The organism is Kitasatospora sp. NPDC089509 (assembly GCF_044749365.1).
Lineage (GTDB): Bacteria > Actinomycetota > Actinomycetes > Streptomycetales > Streptomycetaceae > Kitasatospora.
This window is the reverse complement of record NZ_JBIVHS010000001.1, coordinates 104,387-120,656: the sequence shown is the minus strand read 5'-3', so window position 1 is coordinate 120,656 and position 16,270 is coordinate 104,387. Positions and strand designations below refer to the sequence as shown.

The window sequence follows — 16,270 nt, the reverse complement described above, 5'->3', positions numbered from 1 at the left end:
CGCGCCCGGCGACGGCGACTGCCCGGAGGGAGAGCCGCATGCCGTTCCAGCCCGAGGTGATCGTGGTCGGGGCCGGACTGGCCGGACTGGTGGCGGCCCACGAGCTGGCGCTGGCCGGCCGGCGGGTGCTGGTGGTCGAGCAGGAGAACCGGCGCAACCTGGGCGGCCAGGCCTTCTGGTCGCTCGGCGGCCTGTTCTTCGTGGACAGCCCGGAGCAGCGCCGCTTCGGCGTCAAGGACTCGCTGGAGCTGGCCCGGCAGGACTGGTTCGGCTCGGCGGCCTTCGACCGGCCGGACGACGAGGACCTGTGGGGGCGTCGCTGGGCCGAGGCCTACCTGGCCTGGGCGGCCGGCGGCAAGCGCGAGTACCTGCGCGGGCTGGGCCACCGGGTGGTACCGCTGGTGGGCTGGGCGGAGCGGGGCGCCGGTTCGGCGACCGGCCACGGCAACTCGGTGCCGCGCTTCCACATCACCTGGGGCACCGGGCCCGGGGTGGTGGAGGCCTTCCTGCGGCCGGTGCTGCGGGCGGAGCGGGCCGGGCTGGTGCGGTTCGCCTTCCGGCACCGGGTGGACGAGCTGCTGACCGAGGACGGCGCGGTGGTCGGCGTCCGGGGTTCGGTGCTGGCGCCCGACGACTCCGCACGCGGGGTCAGCTCCTCCCGCGAGGAGGTCGAGCCGTTCGAGCGGCGGGCCACGGCGGTGGTGGTGACCTCCGGCGGCATCGGGCACAACCACGCGCTGATGCGCGCCAACTGGCCCGTCGAGCGGGTCGGCCCGGCGCCCGAGCACCTGATCTCCGGCGTGCCCGCCCACGTGGACGGCCGGATGCTGGCGATCACCGAGCGGGCCGGCGGCCGGGTGGTCAACCGCGACCGGATGTGGGCCTACACCGAGGGCGTGCACAACTGGGACCCGGTCTGGCCGGACCACGCCATCCGGATCCTGCCCGGCCCCTCCTCGATGTGGTTCGACGCCGAGGGGCGCCGGCTGAGCGGCATGTCCGGGGTGCCGGGGGCCGACTCGATCGGCGCGATGAAGCAGATCCTGGCCACCGGTCACGACTACTCGTGGTTCGTCCTGACCCAGTCGATCATCGAGAAGGAGTTCGCGCTCTCCGGCTCGGAGCAGAACCCCGATCTGACCGGCCGGGACCTGGGGGTCGCGCTGCGGAGCCGGCTCGCCAAGGGCGCGCCCGGCCCGGTGGAGCGGTTCAAGCGCTACGGCGAGGACTTCGTGGTCGCCCGGACCCTGCCCGAACTGGTCGCGGCCATGAACGGGATCGCCCGCGGCCCGAAGCTGGACGCCGCCGACATCGAGCGCCAGATCGTCGCCCGCGACCGGGAGTTGGACAACGAGTTCAGCAAGGACGTGCAGGTGATGGCGATCCACAACGCCCGCCGCTCGCTGACCGACCGGATCGCCCGGGTGGCCAGGCCGCACCGGATCCTGGACCCGGCGCACGGCCCGCTGATCGGGGTGCGGCTCAACATCCTGTCCCGCAAGACCCTCGGCGGCCTGCAGACCGACCTGGACTCCCGGGTCCTCGGCGACGACGGGGCCCCGGTCCCCGGCCTGTACGCCGCCGGGGAGGTGGCCGGCTTCGGCGGCGGGGGCGTGCACGGGTACAACGCGCTGGAGGGCACCTTCCTGGGCGGCTGCATCTTCTCGGGGCGGGCCGCCGGGTTGGCGCTGGGCCGGGCTCCGAGGAGCACCGGTCGGTGAGCCGGGCCCGGCCGATGGGCCGGGGTCAGTCGGTGAGCCAGGGCGCCTCGGGCAGCTTGGCATCGGCGTTGCGGCCGGAGAAGTCCATGGCGGTCGGCGTGCCCAGGCCCGGCATCCGCATGGTGAGCCGGCCGAGGGTGCCGTCGCCGTCCACCCAGTAGGTGAGCGGCGAGCGGTTGCCGTCCGGCGCGGCGCCCTGGGCGCGCGGGCCGGCGAAGCGGTCGAAGTCGCGGCCGTCGATCCGGTCCCGGCCGAGCCAGCGGGCGCCGGACTGGGCGAGCAGCAGCGGGTTGTCCGGGCGGTCCGCGCCGACCTGGGTGAGCAGTTGCAGGCCGGCGTCCAGCGGGTCGGCGGTGTAGCTGCGCGGGGACCAGCCGGCCCGGGGGACCTGCTCGGCCTGCTGCCAGTACGGGCTCCGGTCGTCGGTCGGTTCGGGGGCCAGGCCGAGGCCGTCGGTGTCCCAGATGATCAGCCCGTGGTCCAGCGCTCCACCGCCGGCGCCGGTCGAGCGGTAGCGGCCCACGCCCCGGTGGGTGCGGTAGTCCACCACGCCCTCGACCCGGATCCGCACTCCCCCGCCCTCGTCGGCGGTGAGCACCACCCCCACCGGACTGGCCTGGTAGAGGTGCAGCCGGGAGAGCGCCAGCCGGGCGGCCTCGTCGGTGGTGACCGGCCGGTCGGCGGCCCCGGCGGAGGTGGCCCGGTACACCGCGAACCCGCCCGCCGCGGCGGCGCACACCGCGAACGCGATCAGCGCCGTCCACCAGCGGGTGCGGCTGCGCCGGGGCGGTGGGGCGGCGGCGGCCTTCGTCTTCCGGGCCATGCTCTCGGGTTCTCCGATCGGTGCGTCGGGTCGGCGGTCGGGCGGGTGGGCGGTCGAACAGCGGTCGGACCGCCGTCGGACAGCGGTCGGACACGGGAATCGGGCGGGTCCGCGGGCCTTCCGGTCCGCGAACCCGCCCGGTCCGGGCGTCACCCCGTCAGTGCGGGTCGGTCATCGGTGCTGGGCCCGGCGTCGGCGCACCAGCACGAACAGCGCCGTGCCGAGCACGATCAGCGCCGCGGCGCCGGTCGCGATCAGCGGCATCCCGCTGCTGGCGCCGGTGTGCGGCAGTTCACCGCCGGGAGCGGGCGCCGGTGGGGCCGGCGTGCTCGGCGGGGAGCTCGGGGTCGGGGTCGGGGTCGGCGTGGGTGTCGCCGACGCGGTGGGTGTCGGAGTGGGGATCAGCTTGTTGACGGCCGTCACGCTGACCCCGTCGTCCAGGTTGTCGGCGGTGAGCACCAGCGGTCCGAAGACCGTGTTGTCGGGCGCCGAGTAGCCGTCGGGCGGGCTCAACTCCTGCCAGTAGTACGTCCCGGGCACACCGCTGCCCTGGCAGAGGCCGTCGGTCCCGGTGGTGCAGGGGTCACCGACGGGCGTGTCGGGCGTGGTGCCGGTGGTCTGCAGGCCGTCGGTGCCGTTGGTCTCGTGCCACAGCTGGAACTTGGCACCGGCCAGCGGCTTGCCGTCCTGGTCGTTCTTCACCAGCTTCAGCGCGCCCTCCTGCTGGCGGTAGCCGAAGTCGAAGGTGTGGTCGTTCTCGCCCGGTCCGCCGGTGGTCAGCGCCCGTTCGGGGAACCTGGCCCCGGCCGGGACGATGCCCTTGGAGTCGATGAAGTGGTTGTCGCCGACGTCGTGGTCCGTGGGCACCCAGTGGTACAGCGGGCCGCCCTTGGCGTAGTCGGCGGGGTTGTCGATCCGGATGGTGTACTTGGTGTGCGGCTTGAGGCCGCCGGGGACGTCGCTGTCGTCGAAGTAGTACTCGCCGCGCGCCGTCGTCTTGGTGGTGCCGACCACCTTTCCGGACTCGTCGTAGAGGTTGACGGTGGCTCCGGCCACCGGCTTCTGACCCGGGTTCTGGATGCCCTTGCGCTCGGGGTCGTACCAGACCCGGTTGCCGATCTGCAGCGGCGCCTGGTCGCAGAGCACTTCGAGGTCACCCATCGCCGCGCCCTTGCCGAACGGCGAGCTGGTGGTCGCCGGGGTCAGCCGCAGCCCGAACTTCGGGTCGTGGCTGCCGTCCGCGCGCTCCATGAACGACGTGCCGTAGCCGACCGGGGTGTGGTCCGGGTCGAAGGCGGAGGCCGCCACGGTGCTCTCGACCTTGGAGAGCGCCGCGCCCGCGAACACCGTGTTGTGGTGGCCGACCTCGTCCCAGCCGGTGGAGAAGAACCGGGCGCCGCGGACGGTCTTGCCGCAGCCGAGGTTGACGTCCATCACGTACATGCCGTTCGACGGGCAGGCCTTGTCGAGGTCGCCGCCGGACATGACGGTGGCCGAGTTGGGCGCCGGGGCGCCCGGGCCGCGGTCGGCGAAGCGGTCCTTGAAGGCCAGCAGCATCGTGCCGTCGGTCTCGAACAGGATCTTGCCCAGCTCCGGTTCGGGGAACGCGATGGTGGTGATGTTGCAGGGCTTGCCGTTCTGCGAGGCCGGGAAGGTGCTGGTCCACGGGAACCAGCCCGCCCCGTCGCAGGTGCCCGAACCGACGGTGGACAGCCGCGGGTAGTCCATCGGCTGGTCCAGCACCGGCTTGCCGAACGCCCCGGAACCGAGGTCGAACGGCAGCACCAGGGCGCGTACGTCGCTGAGCTTGCCGGTGGACTCGCCGGAGCAGACCCCGCCGAGGTAGCCGACGCCGTCGTTCAGGCCGAGGCCGTACGGACGCCAGTCCCCGGCCGACGGACAGCCGGGGTCGGGGATCGGGTACGAGGCCTTCGGCGCCGCGGCGTTCGGCGCGGTGGCGTCGTAGCGGTAGAGCTTGCGGTCGTTGAGGTTGACGACGAACAGGTCCTTGCCGTCGTCGGTGATCTTGATGCCGCCCAGGCTCTCCTTTCCGGGCACGTCGAGGAACGCGTCGTCCGTCCCCGCCCCGTGCGCGGTGCTGCCCGCGTTCGGCACGGTGGTGAAGACGGTCGTCTTCGCCGGAGTCTGCGTCATGTCGGTGACGTAGATCCCGCCGGAACCGGCGGGGCCGTAGTCGGTGGTGCGCTTGGCCGTCGCCGCGGAGAACACCCGCTTGTCGGCCTTGCTCCAGGTGATGCCGAAGATCGTGCCGGTGTCCCCGTCGGTGGCGAGGTTGGTCGTCACCGCGTTGCCCGGCGCGCCGTCCTGGCCGCGCGAGTTGTACGGGTAGGTGACCAGCGTGCGCTGGGACTTGCCCTGGTACGTCGCGGTCTGGCAGGCGGTCGCCAGCGGCGCGTTCTTCTGGCAGTAGTCCGCCGGGTTCCAGAGACCGGTGGTGTACGAGACGTTCTTGCCCCCGGAGAGGTCGACGAACTCCTCGTTGGAGCTGAGCTGGGTCGGCGCGCCGTCCAGCCCCTGCCGGGAGGCGAAGGCCGGGAAGAGCACGCCCGGCTTCGGGTTGATCACCTGGACCCGGTACTTGCCGCCGGTGGCCTTGCTGGTCGCGGGCGACAGGGTGACCGTGCCGTCCGCCGCCGTGGTGCCGTCGATCGAGACGCCGGCGTCATCGGTGAGGGTCACCTTGACGCCCGCCATGTTCGGTTCCAGCGCGGGCGTCCAGGTGCCCGAGTTGTCCACGGCCCGGATCACCCGGACCGTGACCGAACCGTCGCCGGTCTGCGAGACCGCCGAGGGGACCGCCGCCAGCGAGCTGCCGCCGACGACGATGGCGAGCGCCGCGATGCGGCCGACGGCGCGACGGCCGGACCGGCCCGGCCGCGGCCGGTCCGGGCCGCATGCGGCGCCGTTCATCAGTTCATTCGTTGTTCTCATCCCTGCTCTCATCGTCCGAAAGGCCTAATGGCCCGACTATCTGAGGAGGCCCACAGCGTGGCCTGAAACCGCCGTGGTTAACGTGAGCTTAAAGGGAATTCACCCAACTGGGTGGCAGAACGTGGAACTTTGACGATCCCTCAGACGTCTCCATGACGCAGCCCCTCGGCGGGTACTCACGGCGCGGCCGGTCCGACCAGCGCGAATCGGGCTCCGGACACACTCCGGACACGGAACAAGCGGTAAGTCGACAAAGACGCTCGACTGCGGAGGGTGACCGCACCTCGAACAGCACTACGAATGCCCCGGAAATTCGGCACAGCCCGCACAGAACCGCGCACTATTCATTCCAACCCACCAGCCCCAGGAGCAACCTTCGCCCGCGATCCGCGGCCGACCCCTGTCCTCCGTCAACACCGCTGACATAATCTGCGGGGCATGAGCGAACGCGTGGTCCCCGAGCCCCAGCGCCGCCGCCGGCGGCCCACCAAGCAGGGCATCGTGCTCTCGGCGGAACTGATCATCGACACCGCCCTGCGGCTGGTCGAACAGCACGGCGCCGAAGCCCTCACCGTCCGCCGGCTCGGTGCGGCCCTCCGCGCCGACCCCAGCGCCGTCTACCGCTACTTCCACAGCACCGACGACCTGCTGCTGGCCCTCGCCGACGAACTCATCGGCCGTGCCCAGGACGGCTGGCGGCCCACCGGCGACTGGCGCGCCGACCTGCGCGCCATCGGCCTGCGGATCCACTCCGCCTATCTGGCCCACCCCCAGGCCGCCCTGCTCGCGGCCCACCGCACCACCGGCCGCGGCCACGAGACCGCCGCCGTCGAGGCCATGCTCGGCGTGCTGCGCACCGCGGGCTTCCCCGACGGCGAGGCCGTCCGGATCTACCACGCCTTCGTCGACCAGAGCCTCGGCTTCGCCGCCCTGGACGCCGCCGCCCTCGCCCTCCCGGCCGCCGCGGCGACGGCGGACCTCCAGGTCTGGCAGGCCTGCTACGCCCGCCTCGACGCCGCCACCCACCCCCACATCGCCGCCACCGCCCATCTGCTCACCACCGACATGCGCCGCAGCGGCTACCCGTACGCCCTCGACCTCCTCCTGGACGCCGCCGCGGCCCGCCTCCCGGCGGAGGCCCGCTGAACGGGACGGATCCGCCGCCCACCGACCGAGGGCGGCGGTCGGCGGGCGGCGGTGCCCGGAGCGGGCGTCTTCCTCAGTCGGCGACGTGGACCGCCTCACCCCCCACATACGTCCGCAGCACCCGGGCGTCGGCGATCTCCTCGGGCGGGGCGGTGAAGATGTCGCGGTCGAGGACGACCAGGTCGGCCAGGTTCCCGACGGCCAGGGTGCCGGCGTCGTCATGGCCGTTCACATGGGCGGAGCCGGCCGTGTACGCGGCGATGGCGGAGGCCAGGTCGAGGCGCTGCTCGGGAAGGAAGACCCGGCTGTCGACGGCGCCCGGTTCCCGCCGGTTGACCGCCACGTGCAGTCCGGCCAGCGGGTCCGGGCTGCTCACCGGCCAGTCGCTGCCCGCCGCCAGGGTGGCGCCCGCCCGCTGGAGCGCGCCGAACGGGTACTGCCGGGCGGCGCGTTCGGGACCGAGGAAGGGGATGGTCAGCTCGTCCATCTGCGGTTCGTGGGCGGCCCACAGCGGCTGGATGTTGGCGACGGCGCCGAGCGGCGCGAAGCGGGCCAGGTCGTCCGGGTGCACCACCTGGAGGTGGGCGAGGTGGTGCCGGGTGCCGCGCCGGCCGTTCTTCGTCCGGGCGGCCTCGACGGCGTCCAGGGCCTCGCGGACGGCGCGGTCGCCGAGCGCGTGGAAGTGCACCTGGAAGCCGAGCGCGTCCAGTTCGGTGACGTACCCGCACAGTGCGGCCGGATCGACGAAGCTGAGGCCGGAGTTGGCGGTGGCACAGCCGCAGCCGTCCAGGTAGGGGCTGGTCATCGCGGCGGTGAAGTTCTCCGCGATGCCGTCCTGCATGATCTTCACCGAGCCGGCCCGGAACCGGCCGTGGCTCAACTCCGCTCGCCGCTCGACGAGTTGGGGGATCTGCTCGGCGCCCCGGTCGCGGTCCCACCAGAGCGCGCCGGTCACCCGGGCGGTCAGCGCGCCGGAGCGGGCGGCGGCCAGGTAGGCGTCGGAGGGGTCCGGCTGGCCGTTGAACTCGCCGAGCAGGGCGTCCTGCCAGCCGGTGATGCCGAGCGAGTGCAGCAGGCGCTGGGCCCGGAGCAGGCCGGTCAGCCGCTCGGCGGCGGTGGGCGGCGGCACCAGCCGGGCGACCAGGGCGGTGGCGCCCTCCTGGAGGGTGCCGGCCGGGGTGCCGTCGGGTTCGCGTTCGATCCGGCCGTCGGCCGGGTCGGGGGTGTCCCGGGTGAGGCCGGCGAGTTCCAGCGCCCGGGTGTTGACCCAGGCGCCGTGGTGGTCCCGGTTGGTGAGGTAGACCGGGCGGTCCGGGACCACGGAGTCGAGCAACTGCCGCGTCGGCAGGCCGCCTTGGAAGCTCTCCAGGGACCAGCCGCTGCCGGTGATCCAGGTCTGACCGGGGTTGGCGCCGGCGTAGGCGCGGATCCGGTCCAGGTAGTCGGCCACCCCGACGGTGCCGGAGAGGTCGCAGGCGGCCAGCTCGACGCCGCCGAACACGGCGTGCACGTGGGCGTCCTGGAACCCGGGCATCAGCAGCCGGCCGGCGAGGTCCACGACCTCGGTGTTCGGCCCGATCAGCGCGCGGACCTCGTCGTGGCCGACGGCGGTGATCCGCTCGCCGGTGACGGCCAGGCTGCTCGCCCGGGTGCGGGCGGCGTCGCCGGTGTGGACGGGGCCGTTCGTGAGGACCAGATCGGCCTCGGTCATGGGTGGTGCTCCGTTCTCGTGCGGTGGTTCTCGTTGCTGCGGTTCGGGTGCTGCCGTACGGGAGTCGCTCAGCCGGTCGGGTCGAGGAAGTACGGCGAGCGGCGGCGCCATCGCGCCCAGGCCGCCGCCGGAAGGCCGGTGACGACCATCAGTACCACCACGGTCAGCTCGAACCAGCCGTTGTCGGCGGAGAGTTCGAAGTGGTCGGTGGAGTCGTAGAAGCTCCAGGCGAGGTAGCCGCCGACGGCGAGCAGCGCGGCGGCGCCGAGCAGCGGGCCGACCACGGCGCGCAGGCCCTGGAGCGGGTCGGTGCGCAGCAGGTGGCGGAAGCGGACGGCGGCCGCGACGGCGGTGAGCGCGTAGTAGAGGGCGACGATGATGCCGATCGCGTTGACGGCGGCGGAGATCAGGTCGTTGACGGTGGGGATGGCGAGCGAGACGAGGGCGAGCAGCACGGCGATGCCGGTGATCAGCAGGGTGCCGACGGCGGGGGTGGCGTGCCGGGGGTGCAGTCTGGTCCAGACCGGGCCGAGGACGCCGTCGCGCCCCATCGCGTACATGCCGCGCGCGGTCGGGATGACCGAGGACTGCAGCGAGGCGACGGCGGAGAACAGCAGCGCGATCAACGGCAGGGCGGCGAGCGGCTGGTGGGCGAGCCGGGTGCCGAAGTAGGTCAGCCCGTGGGCGCCGTTGTCGGCCAACTCGCCGAGCGGGAGCACCCGTTGGAAGGCGGTGCCGGCGAGCAGGAAGAGCAGCAGCATCACCACCAGGGCGAGCAGGCCGCCCCGGGAGGCGTCCCGTGGGTCGCGCACCTCCTCGCCGACGCTGAAGACGGACTCGAATCCCCAGTAGCAGAACACCGCGAGCACCATGCCCTGGGCGACGGCGTCGAAGGAGGGGATGTCGAAGGGATTGAACCACTGGAGCGAGAACGGCTGGTCGCCGGCGAACAGCCCGTAGCCGCAGAAGCCGAGCAGGACGGCGTACTCGAAGACCAGCAGGGCCTTCTGCAGCCGGGCGGCGAGGTCGAGGCCGCGGACCGCGACGAGGGCGGCGCCGATCAGCACGACCAGGCCGAGCAGGGTGCACTGGACGGTGGAGTCGGCGTCCAGCCGCAGCCCGGCGACACTGCGCAGGTGGGCCTCGCCCAGGAGTTGGATGGTCGCCGAGCCGGTGACGGTGGTGGTGTAGGCCATGAAGACGACCGTGCCGACGGTGTTGACCCAGCCGGTGAGGAAGCCCAGCCAGGGGCTGAGCGTGCGGCCGACCCAGCGGTAGCTGCTGCCGGCGTCCGGCTCGACCGCGTTCAGCCGCCCGTAGCCGCCGGCGATGGCGAGCACGGGCAGGAAGGCCAGCAGCATGATCGCGGGCAGGTGGAGGCCGACCACCCCGGCCATCAGGCCGAGACCGATGCCGATGCTGCTGGTGGCGGCCGTGCTGGAGGCGGCGATCGCCGCGCCGTCCAGCAGGCCGATGGAGCGGTGCATGGTGCCGTGCGTCGTGCCGGCTCTCGGGCCGCTGCCCGTGTCGTCCTTGACCGTGGAGGCCAACGGATCACCGCCTTGCTCGTGGGGGGGTGTGGGGGGTGGGGCGGGGGAAGTGCAGCCATGAAACCGGTGGGTTCGTTTCACGTCAATGCCGTTGTCATAAGGGGTTCAACCGGTCCACGGTCTCGTCCTGAACAGTTGTTTTGACGTACCGTCGACAAACCCCTGCCCCTGTCACCCTCGCCGGAGCATCCGTGATCCCCCTTCGTAGAGCCCGCACCGCCGTGCTCACGGTGGCGGCCCTGTTGGCCGCACTCCTGAGCACCGCCCCGACCGCCCAGGCGGTCGCCTCCCCCGCGCCGGTCCTGACCGGCGCCCAGCTCGCCGCCTCCTGGACCGGCCCGCTGAGCACCCGCGGCCGGTACGTGGTCGACGCCGACGGCGACCGCTTCAAGCTCAAGGCCGGCAACTGGTCCGGCGCCCAGGGCACCTGGGAGGGCAGCGGCTCGACCACCGACCCGGCGAACAACCAGGCCGGCCAGGTCTCCTACGACCTCCCGCTCGGCCTGGACCGGGCGCCGATCGACCGGATCCTGGCGGGCTTCCACGGCCTGGGCCTGAACGCCGTCCGGCTGCCCTTCGCCAACGCGCTGATCCACGACACCAGTACGGTCCCGGACGCCGCCGTCGCCGCCAACCCCCAGCTCAAGGGCAAGACCCCGCTGCAGGTCTACGACGCCGTGGTGGCCGCGCTGACCGCCGACGGCTTCGCGGTCGTCCTCAACAACCACACCACCAGCTACCGCTTCTGCTGCGGCCTGGACGGCAACGAGCGCTGGAACAGCGGCCAGAGCACCCAGCAGTGGGAGGACGACTGGGTGTTCATGGCACAGCGCTACCGGGCGAACAAGCGGGTGGTCGGCGCCGACCTGCGCAACGAGGTGCGCCGCGACACCTGGGACGACCCCAACTGGGGCCTGGGCGACGCCCATGACGAGTACAGCGCCTTCGAGGAGGCCGGGAACCGGATCCTCCAGGCCGACCCGGACCTGCTGGTCATCATGGAGGGCATCAACTGGTACGGCATCCCGGCCGCCGGGTTCTCCCACGGCCGGCCGATGCTCACCCCGGTGGCGACCCTGTCCAACACCCTGATCCACTCCGACAAGCTGGTCTACGCCGCCCACTTCTACGCCTACACCGGCCCGGCCAACACCGGCGCGGCCGCCGGCAGCCCCGGCTCGACCGGCGACCCGCGCTACGAGGACTTCACCCCCGAGCAGCTCGCCCAGGTGGTGGACCAGGAGGCGCTGTTCGTCACGCAGTCCGGCCAGCACTTCACCGCCCCGGTCTGGGTCAGCGAGTTCGGCGCGGCCGGGCGGGGCTCCACGGACGCCAAGGAGCAGGCCTGGTTCGACCGCTTCACCGACCTCCTGGCCGCCGACGACACCGACTTCGCGATCTGGCCGCTGGTCGGCTGGCAGAACAACGGCGTCCCCAACGACAACTGGGCGCTGCTCTCCTACGACGCGACCGGCCAGCAGCTCGGCCTGGACGACCCCGGGGACTGGCGCGCCGCAGACTGGCACAAGCTGGTCGACGCCCCCTCGTACACCGGCCAGGTCGCCCCGGCCGCCCGCTGGAACATGCTCGACCTCGACCACGGCGACCAGAACGTGTCCGCCCGGATGCTGGCGCAGTCCGACTGGAGCCCCGGCAACCGCAAGGGGAACTGCCCGGACGGCCAGCGGCTGGCCGGCCTGGGCCGCGGCAGCAGCCGCGGCCTGTGCACCGACGCCGGGCAGCCCGCCCCCGGCGCCGGCGACTGGGTGACCGTCACCGACCAGCGCTACGTCACCGAGGGCGACTGGGCCTCCGGTTACGACAAGCTGCAGTGCCCCGACAACACCTTCGCGGCGGGCTACAGCGTGCACGACAACGCGATGTCCGCCCTGCTCTGCGCCCCGGCCGCCACCGCCCTGCCCACCGGCGGCCGCACCGTCTGGTTCGACCACGGCGACGACCGGCCGGCCGGCGGCGGCTCGACGGCGAGCGACTGGGCGCCGGGCTCCTACAAGGGCCAGTGCGCCGACGGCGAGTACGTCGCCGGCGTGGCCGACACCTGGCGCCGGCTGCAGTACGGCGTCCCGGACGCGCTGCTCTGCCGCCCGCTGAGCTGACGGGCGCGTAACCGCCCCCGGGCGCCCGGGGGCGCACACCCGCCACACCCCGGTCGTACTGACCGCGCGGCCCGCGCGGTCAGTACCCTGGCCGCGGCGGCGACCGCACGACCGGGCTGGTGACCATGCCGAAGCAGCTCCCCTTCCACCGGCCCGACCCCCTGGCGGTGGCCCCGGAGTTCCGTGCCCTCCAGCTCTCCGGCGGGATCGCCCGGGTGCGGACCTTCGCCGGGCACCCGGCCTGGCTGGTCACCCGGCGCGCGGACGTCGTCCGGATGCTCTCGGACGACCGCTTCGGCCGGGCCCACCCCGATCCGCCCTCGGCGCCCGTGCTCTCCGCGACCGGGCAGTTCTACGGGCCGCAGGGCACCGACCACGAGCGGCTGGAGGAGGAGTTCCGGATCCTGCGCCGGGTCACCGCGAACTCGCTGTCCGTCCGCCGGGTCCGGCGGCTGCGGCCGCGGATCGAGGCGCTCGCCGCCCACCGGATCGACCGCCTGGTGGCCGCCGGTCCCCCGGCCGACCTGCACGCCCTGCTCGCCGAGCCGCTGCCGGTCGACGTGGTCTGCGAGCTGCTCGGCGTCCCGGTCACGGACCGGGCGGAGTTCCAGGCCTGGACCGCCGACGTGGTCTACCTCGCCGAGCCCGAGCGGGTCTGGACGGCGCTCGGCCGGCTCAACGACTACGTGCGGGCGCTGATGGAGCGCAAGCGCGCCGCCCCCGCCGCGGACGCCCTCACCGACCTGGTGCGGGCGCAGGACGAGGGCCTGATCGACGCGAACCTCGCGGTGCTGTGGGCGGTGGCCCTGCTGTTCGCCGGTCACGTCACCACGGTCACCAGGATCGGCACCGGGGTGCTCCAGCTGCTCGCCCGTCCCGAGCAGCTCCGGGCCGTGGCGGCAGACCCCGGGCGGCTGGCCGCCACGGTGGAGGAGCTGCTCCGGGTCGGCCAGCCGGACCTCGGCCTGGTCTGGCGCTGGGCGGTGGTCGACGTCGACACCGCGGACGGCCGGATCGCCGCCGGGGACCTGGTGCTGTTCGCCAACGGCCCGGCCTGCCTGGACCCGACGGCCTACCCGGACCCCGACCGCTTCGACCCCGACCGCTTCGTCGGGGACCGCCCGCCGCCGCCGCACACCGCCTTCGGCGCCGGGCCGCACCTGTGCGTCGGGGCGAGCCTGGCCCGGCTGGAGCTGGAGGTGGTGTTCGAGCAGCTCTTCCGGCGGCTGCCGGGCCTCCGACTGGCCGTCCCGGAGGCCGAACTGCGCTGGCGGGAGAGCCAGTTGACCGGCGGCCTGGCGGAGCTGCCGGTCACCTGGTGAGCTCGCTCAGGCGGTCCGGGCCGCCAGGCCGACCGGGCAGACCACCGGGGTGCCGTGCACCGGGTCGGTGAGGATCACGCTCTCCACCCCGTACAGCTCGCGCACCAGCTCCGGGGTGACGATGTCACGCGGCGCGCCCTGGGCGGCGATCCGGCCGTCCCGCATCGCGACCATGTGGTCGGCGTAGCGGCAGGCGGTGCTGAGGTCGTGCAGCACCAGCACGACGGTGCGGCCGCGCCCGGTCAGGCCGCGCACCATCTCCAGCACCTCCAGGGCGTGGCCCATGTCCAGCGCCGAGGTGGGTTCGTCCAGCATCAGGATGTCGGTGTCCTGGGCGACGGCCATGGCGATCCAGGCGCGCTGGCGCTGGCCGCCGGAGAGGGTGTCCAGCGGGCGGTCCGCCAGGTCGTGCAGGTCGGCCGCGGTGAGCGCGTGCTCGACCGCCTCGGCGTCGGCAGCGGACCACTGCCGCAGCAGGCCCTGGTGCGGCTGGCGGCCGTAGCGGACCAAGTCCCGGACGGTCAGCCCGTCGGGGGCGGTGGCGGACTGCGGCAGCAGGCCGATGATCCGGGCGATCGCGCGGGTGGGGAGCGAGCCGAGCGGCTTGCCGTCCAGCAGCACGGCGCCGGAGCGCGGGGCGATGGTCCGGGCCAGGCCGCCGAGCAGGGTGGACTTGCCGCAGCCGTTCGGGCCGACGATCACGGTGACCTGCCCGGTCGGCAGCCGGAGGTCCAGCTCGCGCACCACCAGGGTGCGGTCGTGGCCGAGGGTGAGCCCCGCGGTCTCCAGCCGGGGCGCCGGGGCGGTGGCGGTACGGGCGGCGGTCATGCGGTCCTCCGGGGACGGGTGGTGAGCAGCAGCCAGAGCAGGTACGGCCCGCCGACGACGGCGGTGACCAGCCCGGCCGGCACCTCCAACGGCGACAGAACGGTCCGGCCGATCAGGTCGGCGAGCAGGGTGAGGGCGGCCCCGGCGGCGGCCGAGGTGAGCACCGGCACCGAGCGCGGGCCGGCGATCCGGCGGGCGGCCTCGGGCGCGGCCAGTGCGATCATGCCGAGCGGCCCGGAGACGGCCACCGCCAGGCCCGCGCAGACCACCGCGACCAGCAGCACGGAGATCCGCAGCCCGCGCACCCGGACGCCCAGCCCGGTGGCGACGGCGTCGGAGAAGCGCAGCAGGGCGAGCCGGCGGCCGAGCAGCATCCCGGCCGGGACGCAGACCAGCAGGCCGAGTTGCAGGTACCCGACGGCCTCGGCGGAGCGGCCGTTGAGGGTGCCGACCGTCCAGGCGTAGGCGGCGTTGGCGGAGTCGATGGCGGCCCGGGAGAGCATCAGATTGGTCACCGCGCCGAACACCGCGCCGACGCCCAGGCCCACCACCAGGAAGCGGTAGCCGTTGCGGCCGGCCCCGCCGCCGAGGGCGAAGGCCAGCGCGGCGGCGGTCGCGGCGCCGACCAACGCGGCCGCGGAGGGCAGCAGTTGGGTGGCCGTGCCGGTGACGGAGGCGACCGCGAAGGCGGTGGCGCCGTTGTTGAAGCCGACGGTGTCCGGGGTGGCCAGCCGGTTCTGGGCGAGGGTCTGCATCAGGCAGCCGGCCACGCCGAGCGCGGCGCCGACGGCGAGCCCGGCCTCGACCCGGGGCAGCCGCAGCCGCTCCACCAGCAGCACGTCCCGCGGGGTGCCGCTGCCGAAGGCGGCGCGCAGGGCGTCGACCGGGTTCAGCCGGGTCTCGCCGACGGACAGCGCGACGGCGGTCACCAGGACCACGACGGCCAACAGGGCGAGGCCGCCGAGCAGCGGACGGACCGGCAGCAGCACCGAGCGGCCCCCGAGCGCGAGCAGCCGGGTGCCGGGCGGGGTCGAGACGGGTCGCCCGGCAGGGGATTCGGAAGCGATGGGGGTCACAGTGCGGGCATCCTCTGCGAACGGACGACGGCGACCAGGACGGGGGCGCCGAACAGCGCGGTCGTCACGCCGAGCGGCATCTCGTACGGGCGGGCGAACAGCCGGGAGGCCACGTCGGCGAGCAGCACCACGACCGGCCCGAGCAGCGCGGACACCGCGAGCAGCCGGCGCAGGTCGGGGCCGACCAGTGCCCGGGCGGCGAACGGCACCACCAGGCCGACGAAGGAGACCGGCCCGGCGATCGCGGTGGCGGCGCCGACCAGCAGCGCGACGGCGGCCACCGCGAGGGCGCGGGCCCGCCGGGGCTTGTGGCCGAGCCCGGTGGCGACGTCGTCGCCGAGGCTGAGCGCGGTCAGGGCCGGGCCGGCGGCCGCCGCGAGCAGCAGCCCGAGCACCAGCACCGGTAGCACGGAGAGGAGTTGGTCGGTGCCGCGGCCGGCCACCGAGCCGATGGTCCAGAACCGGATCTCGTCGGCGGCCCGGGCGTCGGAGAGCAGCAGGACGGAGGAGCCCGCGTTCATCAGTCCGCTGAGCGCGGCTCCGGCCAGCACCAGCCGGACCGGGTCGTCACCGGCGCCGCGCAGCCGGGCGGCGCCCAGGGCGAGCAGGCAGCCCGCCGCGGCGCCGAGCACGGCGACGTACGGGCCGACGCTCGCGGCGCCGGCGCCGAGCACGATGGCGACCACGACGGCGAAGGAGGCCCCGGTGCTGACGCCGAGCAGCCCGGGCTCGGCCAGCGGGTTGCGGGCGGCGGCCTGGAGCACGGTGCCCGCGACGCCGAGGGCGAGGCCGACGGCCACCGCCACGGCGGTGCGGGGGGCGCGCAGTTCGAAGACGGTGAAGCGGGAGTCGGAGTCGCCGTCACCGAGCAGGGTGGCGAGGGCCCGTGACGGCCCCACGTCGCCCGCGCCGAGCAACAGGCTCGCCAGGACGGCGGCGAGCAGCAGGGCGGCGGCGGGTATCAGCCCGCGCAGCAGTAGTGATCGGAAGGTCACACCGGTTCTCCCCGTCAGGGTTTTGCCTT

General features: G+C 74.0%; 11 protein-coding genes. 4 read left to right on the top strand and 7 right to left on the bottom strand.

Features of this window, described 5'->3' with window-relative positions; all coding sequences use genetic code 11:
- Positions 1-38 precede the first annotated feature (38 nt).
- Positions 39-1,721, top strand: a complete 1,683-nt coding sequence (locus ACIP4P_RS00355; RefSeq protein ID WP_400913145.1) for an FAD-binding dehydrogenase — start codon at positions 39-41, stop codon at positions 1,719-1,721.
- A gap of 25 nt (positions 1,722-1,746) precedes the next feature.
- On the opposite strand, the gene ACIP4P_RS00350 is transcribed toward ACIP4P_RS00355, so the two are convergent.
- The gene (locus tag ACIP4P_RS00350; RefSeq protein ID WP_400913144.1) at positions 1,747-2,544 is read right to left on the bottom strand and encodes a hypothetical protein; all 798 of its coding nucleotides are present in this window, start codon (positions 2,542-2,544) and stop codon (positions 1,747-1,749) included.
- Positions 2,545-2,715: 171 nt separating this feature from the next.
- Complete coding sequence (locus ACIP4P_RS00345) at positions 2,716-5,475, bottom strand: SdrD B-like domain-containing protein (protein ID WP_400913143.1); 2,760 nt, start codon at positions 5,473-5,475, stop codon at positions 2,716-2,718.
- A 459-nt stretch (positions 5,476-5,934) separates the two neighbouring features.
- On the opposite strand from ACIP4P_RS00345, the gene ACIP4P_RS00340 reads away from it, so the two are divergent.
- Positions 5,935-6,642 carry a TetR/AcrR family transcriptional regulator gene (locus ACIP4P_RS00340; protein ID WP_400913141.1) on the top strand — a complete coding sequence of 236 codons (708 nt, stop codon included), beginning with the start codon at positions 5,935-5,937 and terminating at the stop codon, positions 6,640-6,642.
- 73 nt (positions 6,643-6,715) lie between these two features.
- Here ACIP4P_RS00340 and ACIP4P_RS00335 read toward each other — a convergent pair whose 3' ends face one another.
- Both ACIP4P_RS00335 and ACIP4P_RS00330 read right to left on the bottom strand, forming a co-directional pair.
- Positions 6,716-8,353 carry an amidohydrolase gene (locus tag ACIP4P_RS00335; RefSeq protein WP_400913140.1) on the bottom strand — a complete coding sequence of 546 codons (1,638 nt, stop codon included), beginning with the start codon at positions 8,351-8,353 and terminating at the stop codon, positions 6,716-6,718.
- Between the two features lie 68 nt (positions 8,354-8,421).
- Positions 8,422-9,840 (bottom strand): APC family permease, encoded by a 1,419-nt coding sequence (locus ACIP4P_RS00330; RefSeq protein WP_400914401.1) that lies wholly within the window; start codon positions 9,838-9,840, stop codon positions 8,422-8,424.
- A gap of 254 nt (positions 9,841-10,094) precedes the next feature.
- Between ACIP4P_RS00330 and ACIP4P_RS00325 the strand changes: the two genes are divergently transcribed.
- Positions 10,095-12,020 (top strand): glycoside hydrolase family 5 protein, encoded by a 1,926-nt coding sequence (locus tag ACIP4P_RS00325; RefSeq protein WP_400913138.1) that lies wholly within the window; start codon positions 10,095-10,097, stop codon positions 12,018-12,020.
- 125 nt (positions 12,021-12,145) lie between these two features.
- Complete coding sequence (locus tag ACIP4P_RS00320; RefSeq protein WP_400914399.1) at positions 12,146-13,342, top strand: cytochrome P450; 1,197 nt, start codon at positions 12,146-12,148, stop codon at positions 13,340-13,342.
- A gap of 6 nt (positions 13,343-13,348) precedes the next feature.
- On the opposite strand, the gene ACIP4P_RS00315 is transcribed toward ACIP4P_RS00320, so the two are convergent.
- The 3 genes from ACIP4P_RS00315 to ACIP4P_RS00305 are packed head-to-tail and all read right to left on the bottom strand — an operon-like array spanning position 13,349 to position 16,241.
- Positions 13,349-14,170, bottom strand: a complete 822-nt coding sequence (locus ACIP4P_RS00315; protein ID WP_400913136.1) for an ABC transporter ATP-binding protein — start codon at positions 14,168-14,170, stop codon at positions 13,349-13,351.
- Positions 14,167-15,246: a FecCD family ABC transporter permease gene (locus tag ACIP4P_RS00310; protein ID WP_400913135.1), complete on the bottom strand. Its 1,080-nt coding sequence runs from the start codon at positions 15,244-15,246 to the stop codon at positions 14,167-14,169. Before ACIP4P_RS00310 ends, ACIP4P_RS00315 begins: the two co-directional genes overlap by 4 nt.
- Entirely contained in the window at positions 15,243-16,241 is a 999-nt protein-coding gene (locus ACIP4P_RS00305; RefSeq protein WP_400913133.1) for a FecCD family ABC transporter permease, read from the bottom strand. Before ACIP4P_RS00305 ends, ACIP4P_RS00310 begins: the two co-directional genes overlap by 4 nt.
- Between the last annotated feature and the right edge of the window lie 29 nt (positions 16,242-16,270).

Coding starts and splice junctions, on each gene's coding strand:
- ACIP4P_RS00350 (WP_400913144.1), bottom strand. CDS start 2,544: ATGGCCCGGAAGACGAAGGCCGCCGCCGCCCCACCGCCCCGGCGCAGC.
- ACIP4P_RS00340 (WP_400913141.1), top strand. CDS start 5,935: ATGAGCGAACGCGTGGTCCCCGAGCCCCAGCGCCGCCGCCGGCGGCCC.
- ACIP4P_RS00315 (WP_400913136.1), bottom strand. CDS start 14,170: ATGACCGCCGCCCGTACCGCCACCGCCCCGGCGCCCCGGCTGGAGACC.
- ACIP4P_RS00335 (WP_400913140.1), bottom strand. CDS start 8,353: ATGACCGAGGCCGATCTGGTCCTCACGAACGGCCCCGTCCACACCGGC.
- ACIP4P_RS00355 (WP_400913145.1), top strand. CDS start 39: ATGCCGTTCCAGCCCGAGGTGATCGTGGTCGGGGCCGGACTGGCCGGA.
- ACIP4P_RS00330 (WP_400914401.1), bottom strand. CDS start 9,840: ATGCACCGCTCCATCGGCCTGCTGGACGGCGCGGCGATCGCCGCCTCC.
- ACIP4P_RS00345 (WP_400913143.1), bottom strand. CDS start 5,475: ATGAACGGCGCCGCATGCGGCCCGGACCGGCCGCGGCCGGGCCGGTCC.
- ACIP4P_RS00320 (WP_400914399.1), top strand. CDS start 12,146: ATGCCGAAGCAGCTCCCCTTCCACCGGCCCGACCCCCTGGCGGTGGCC.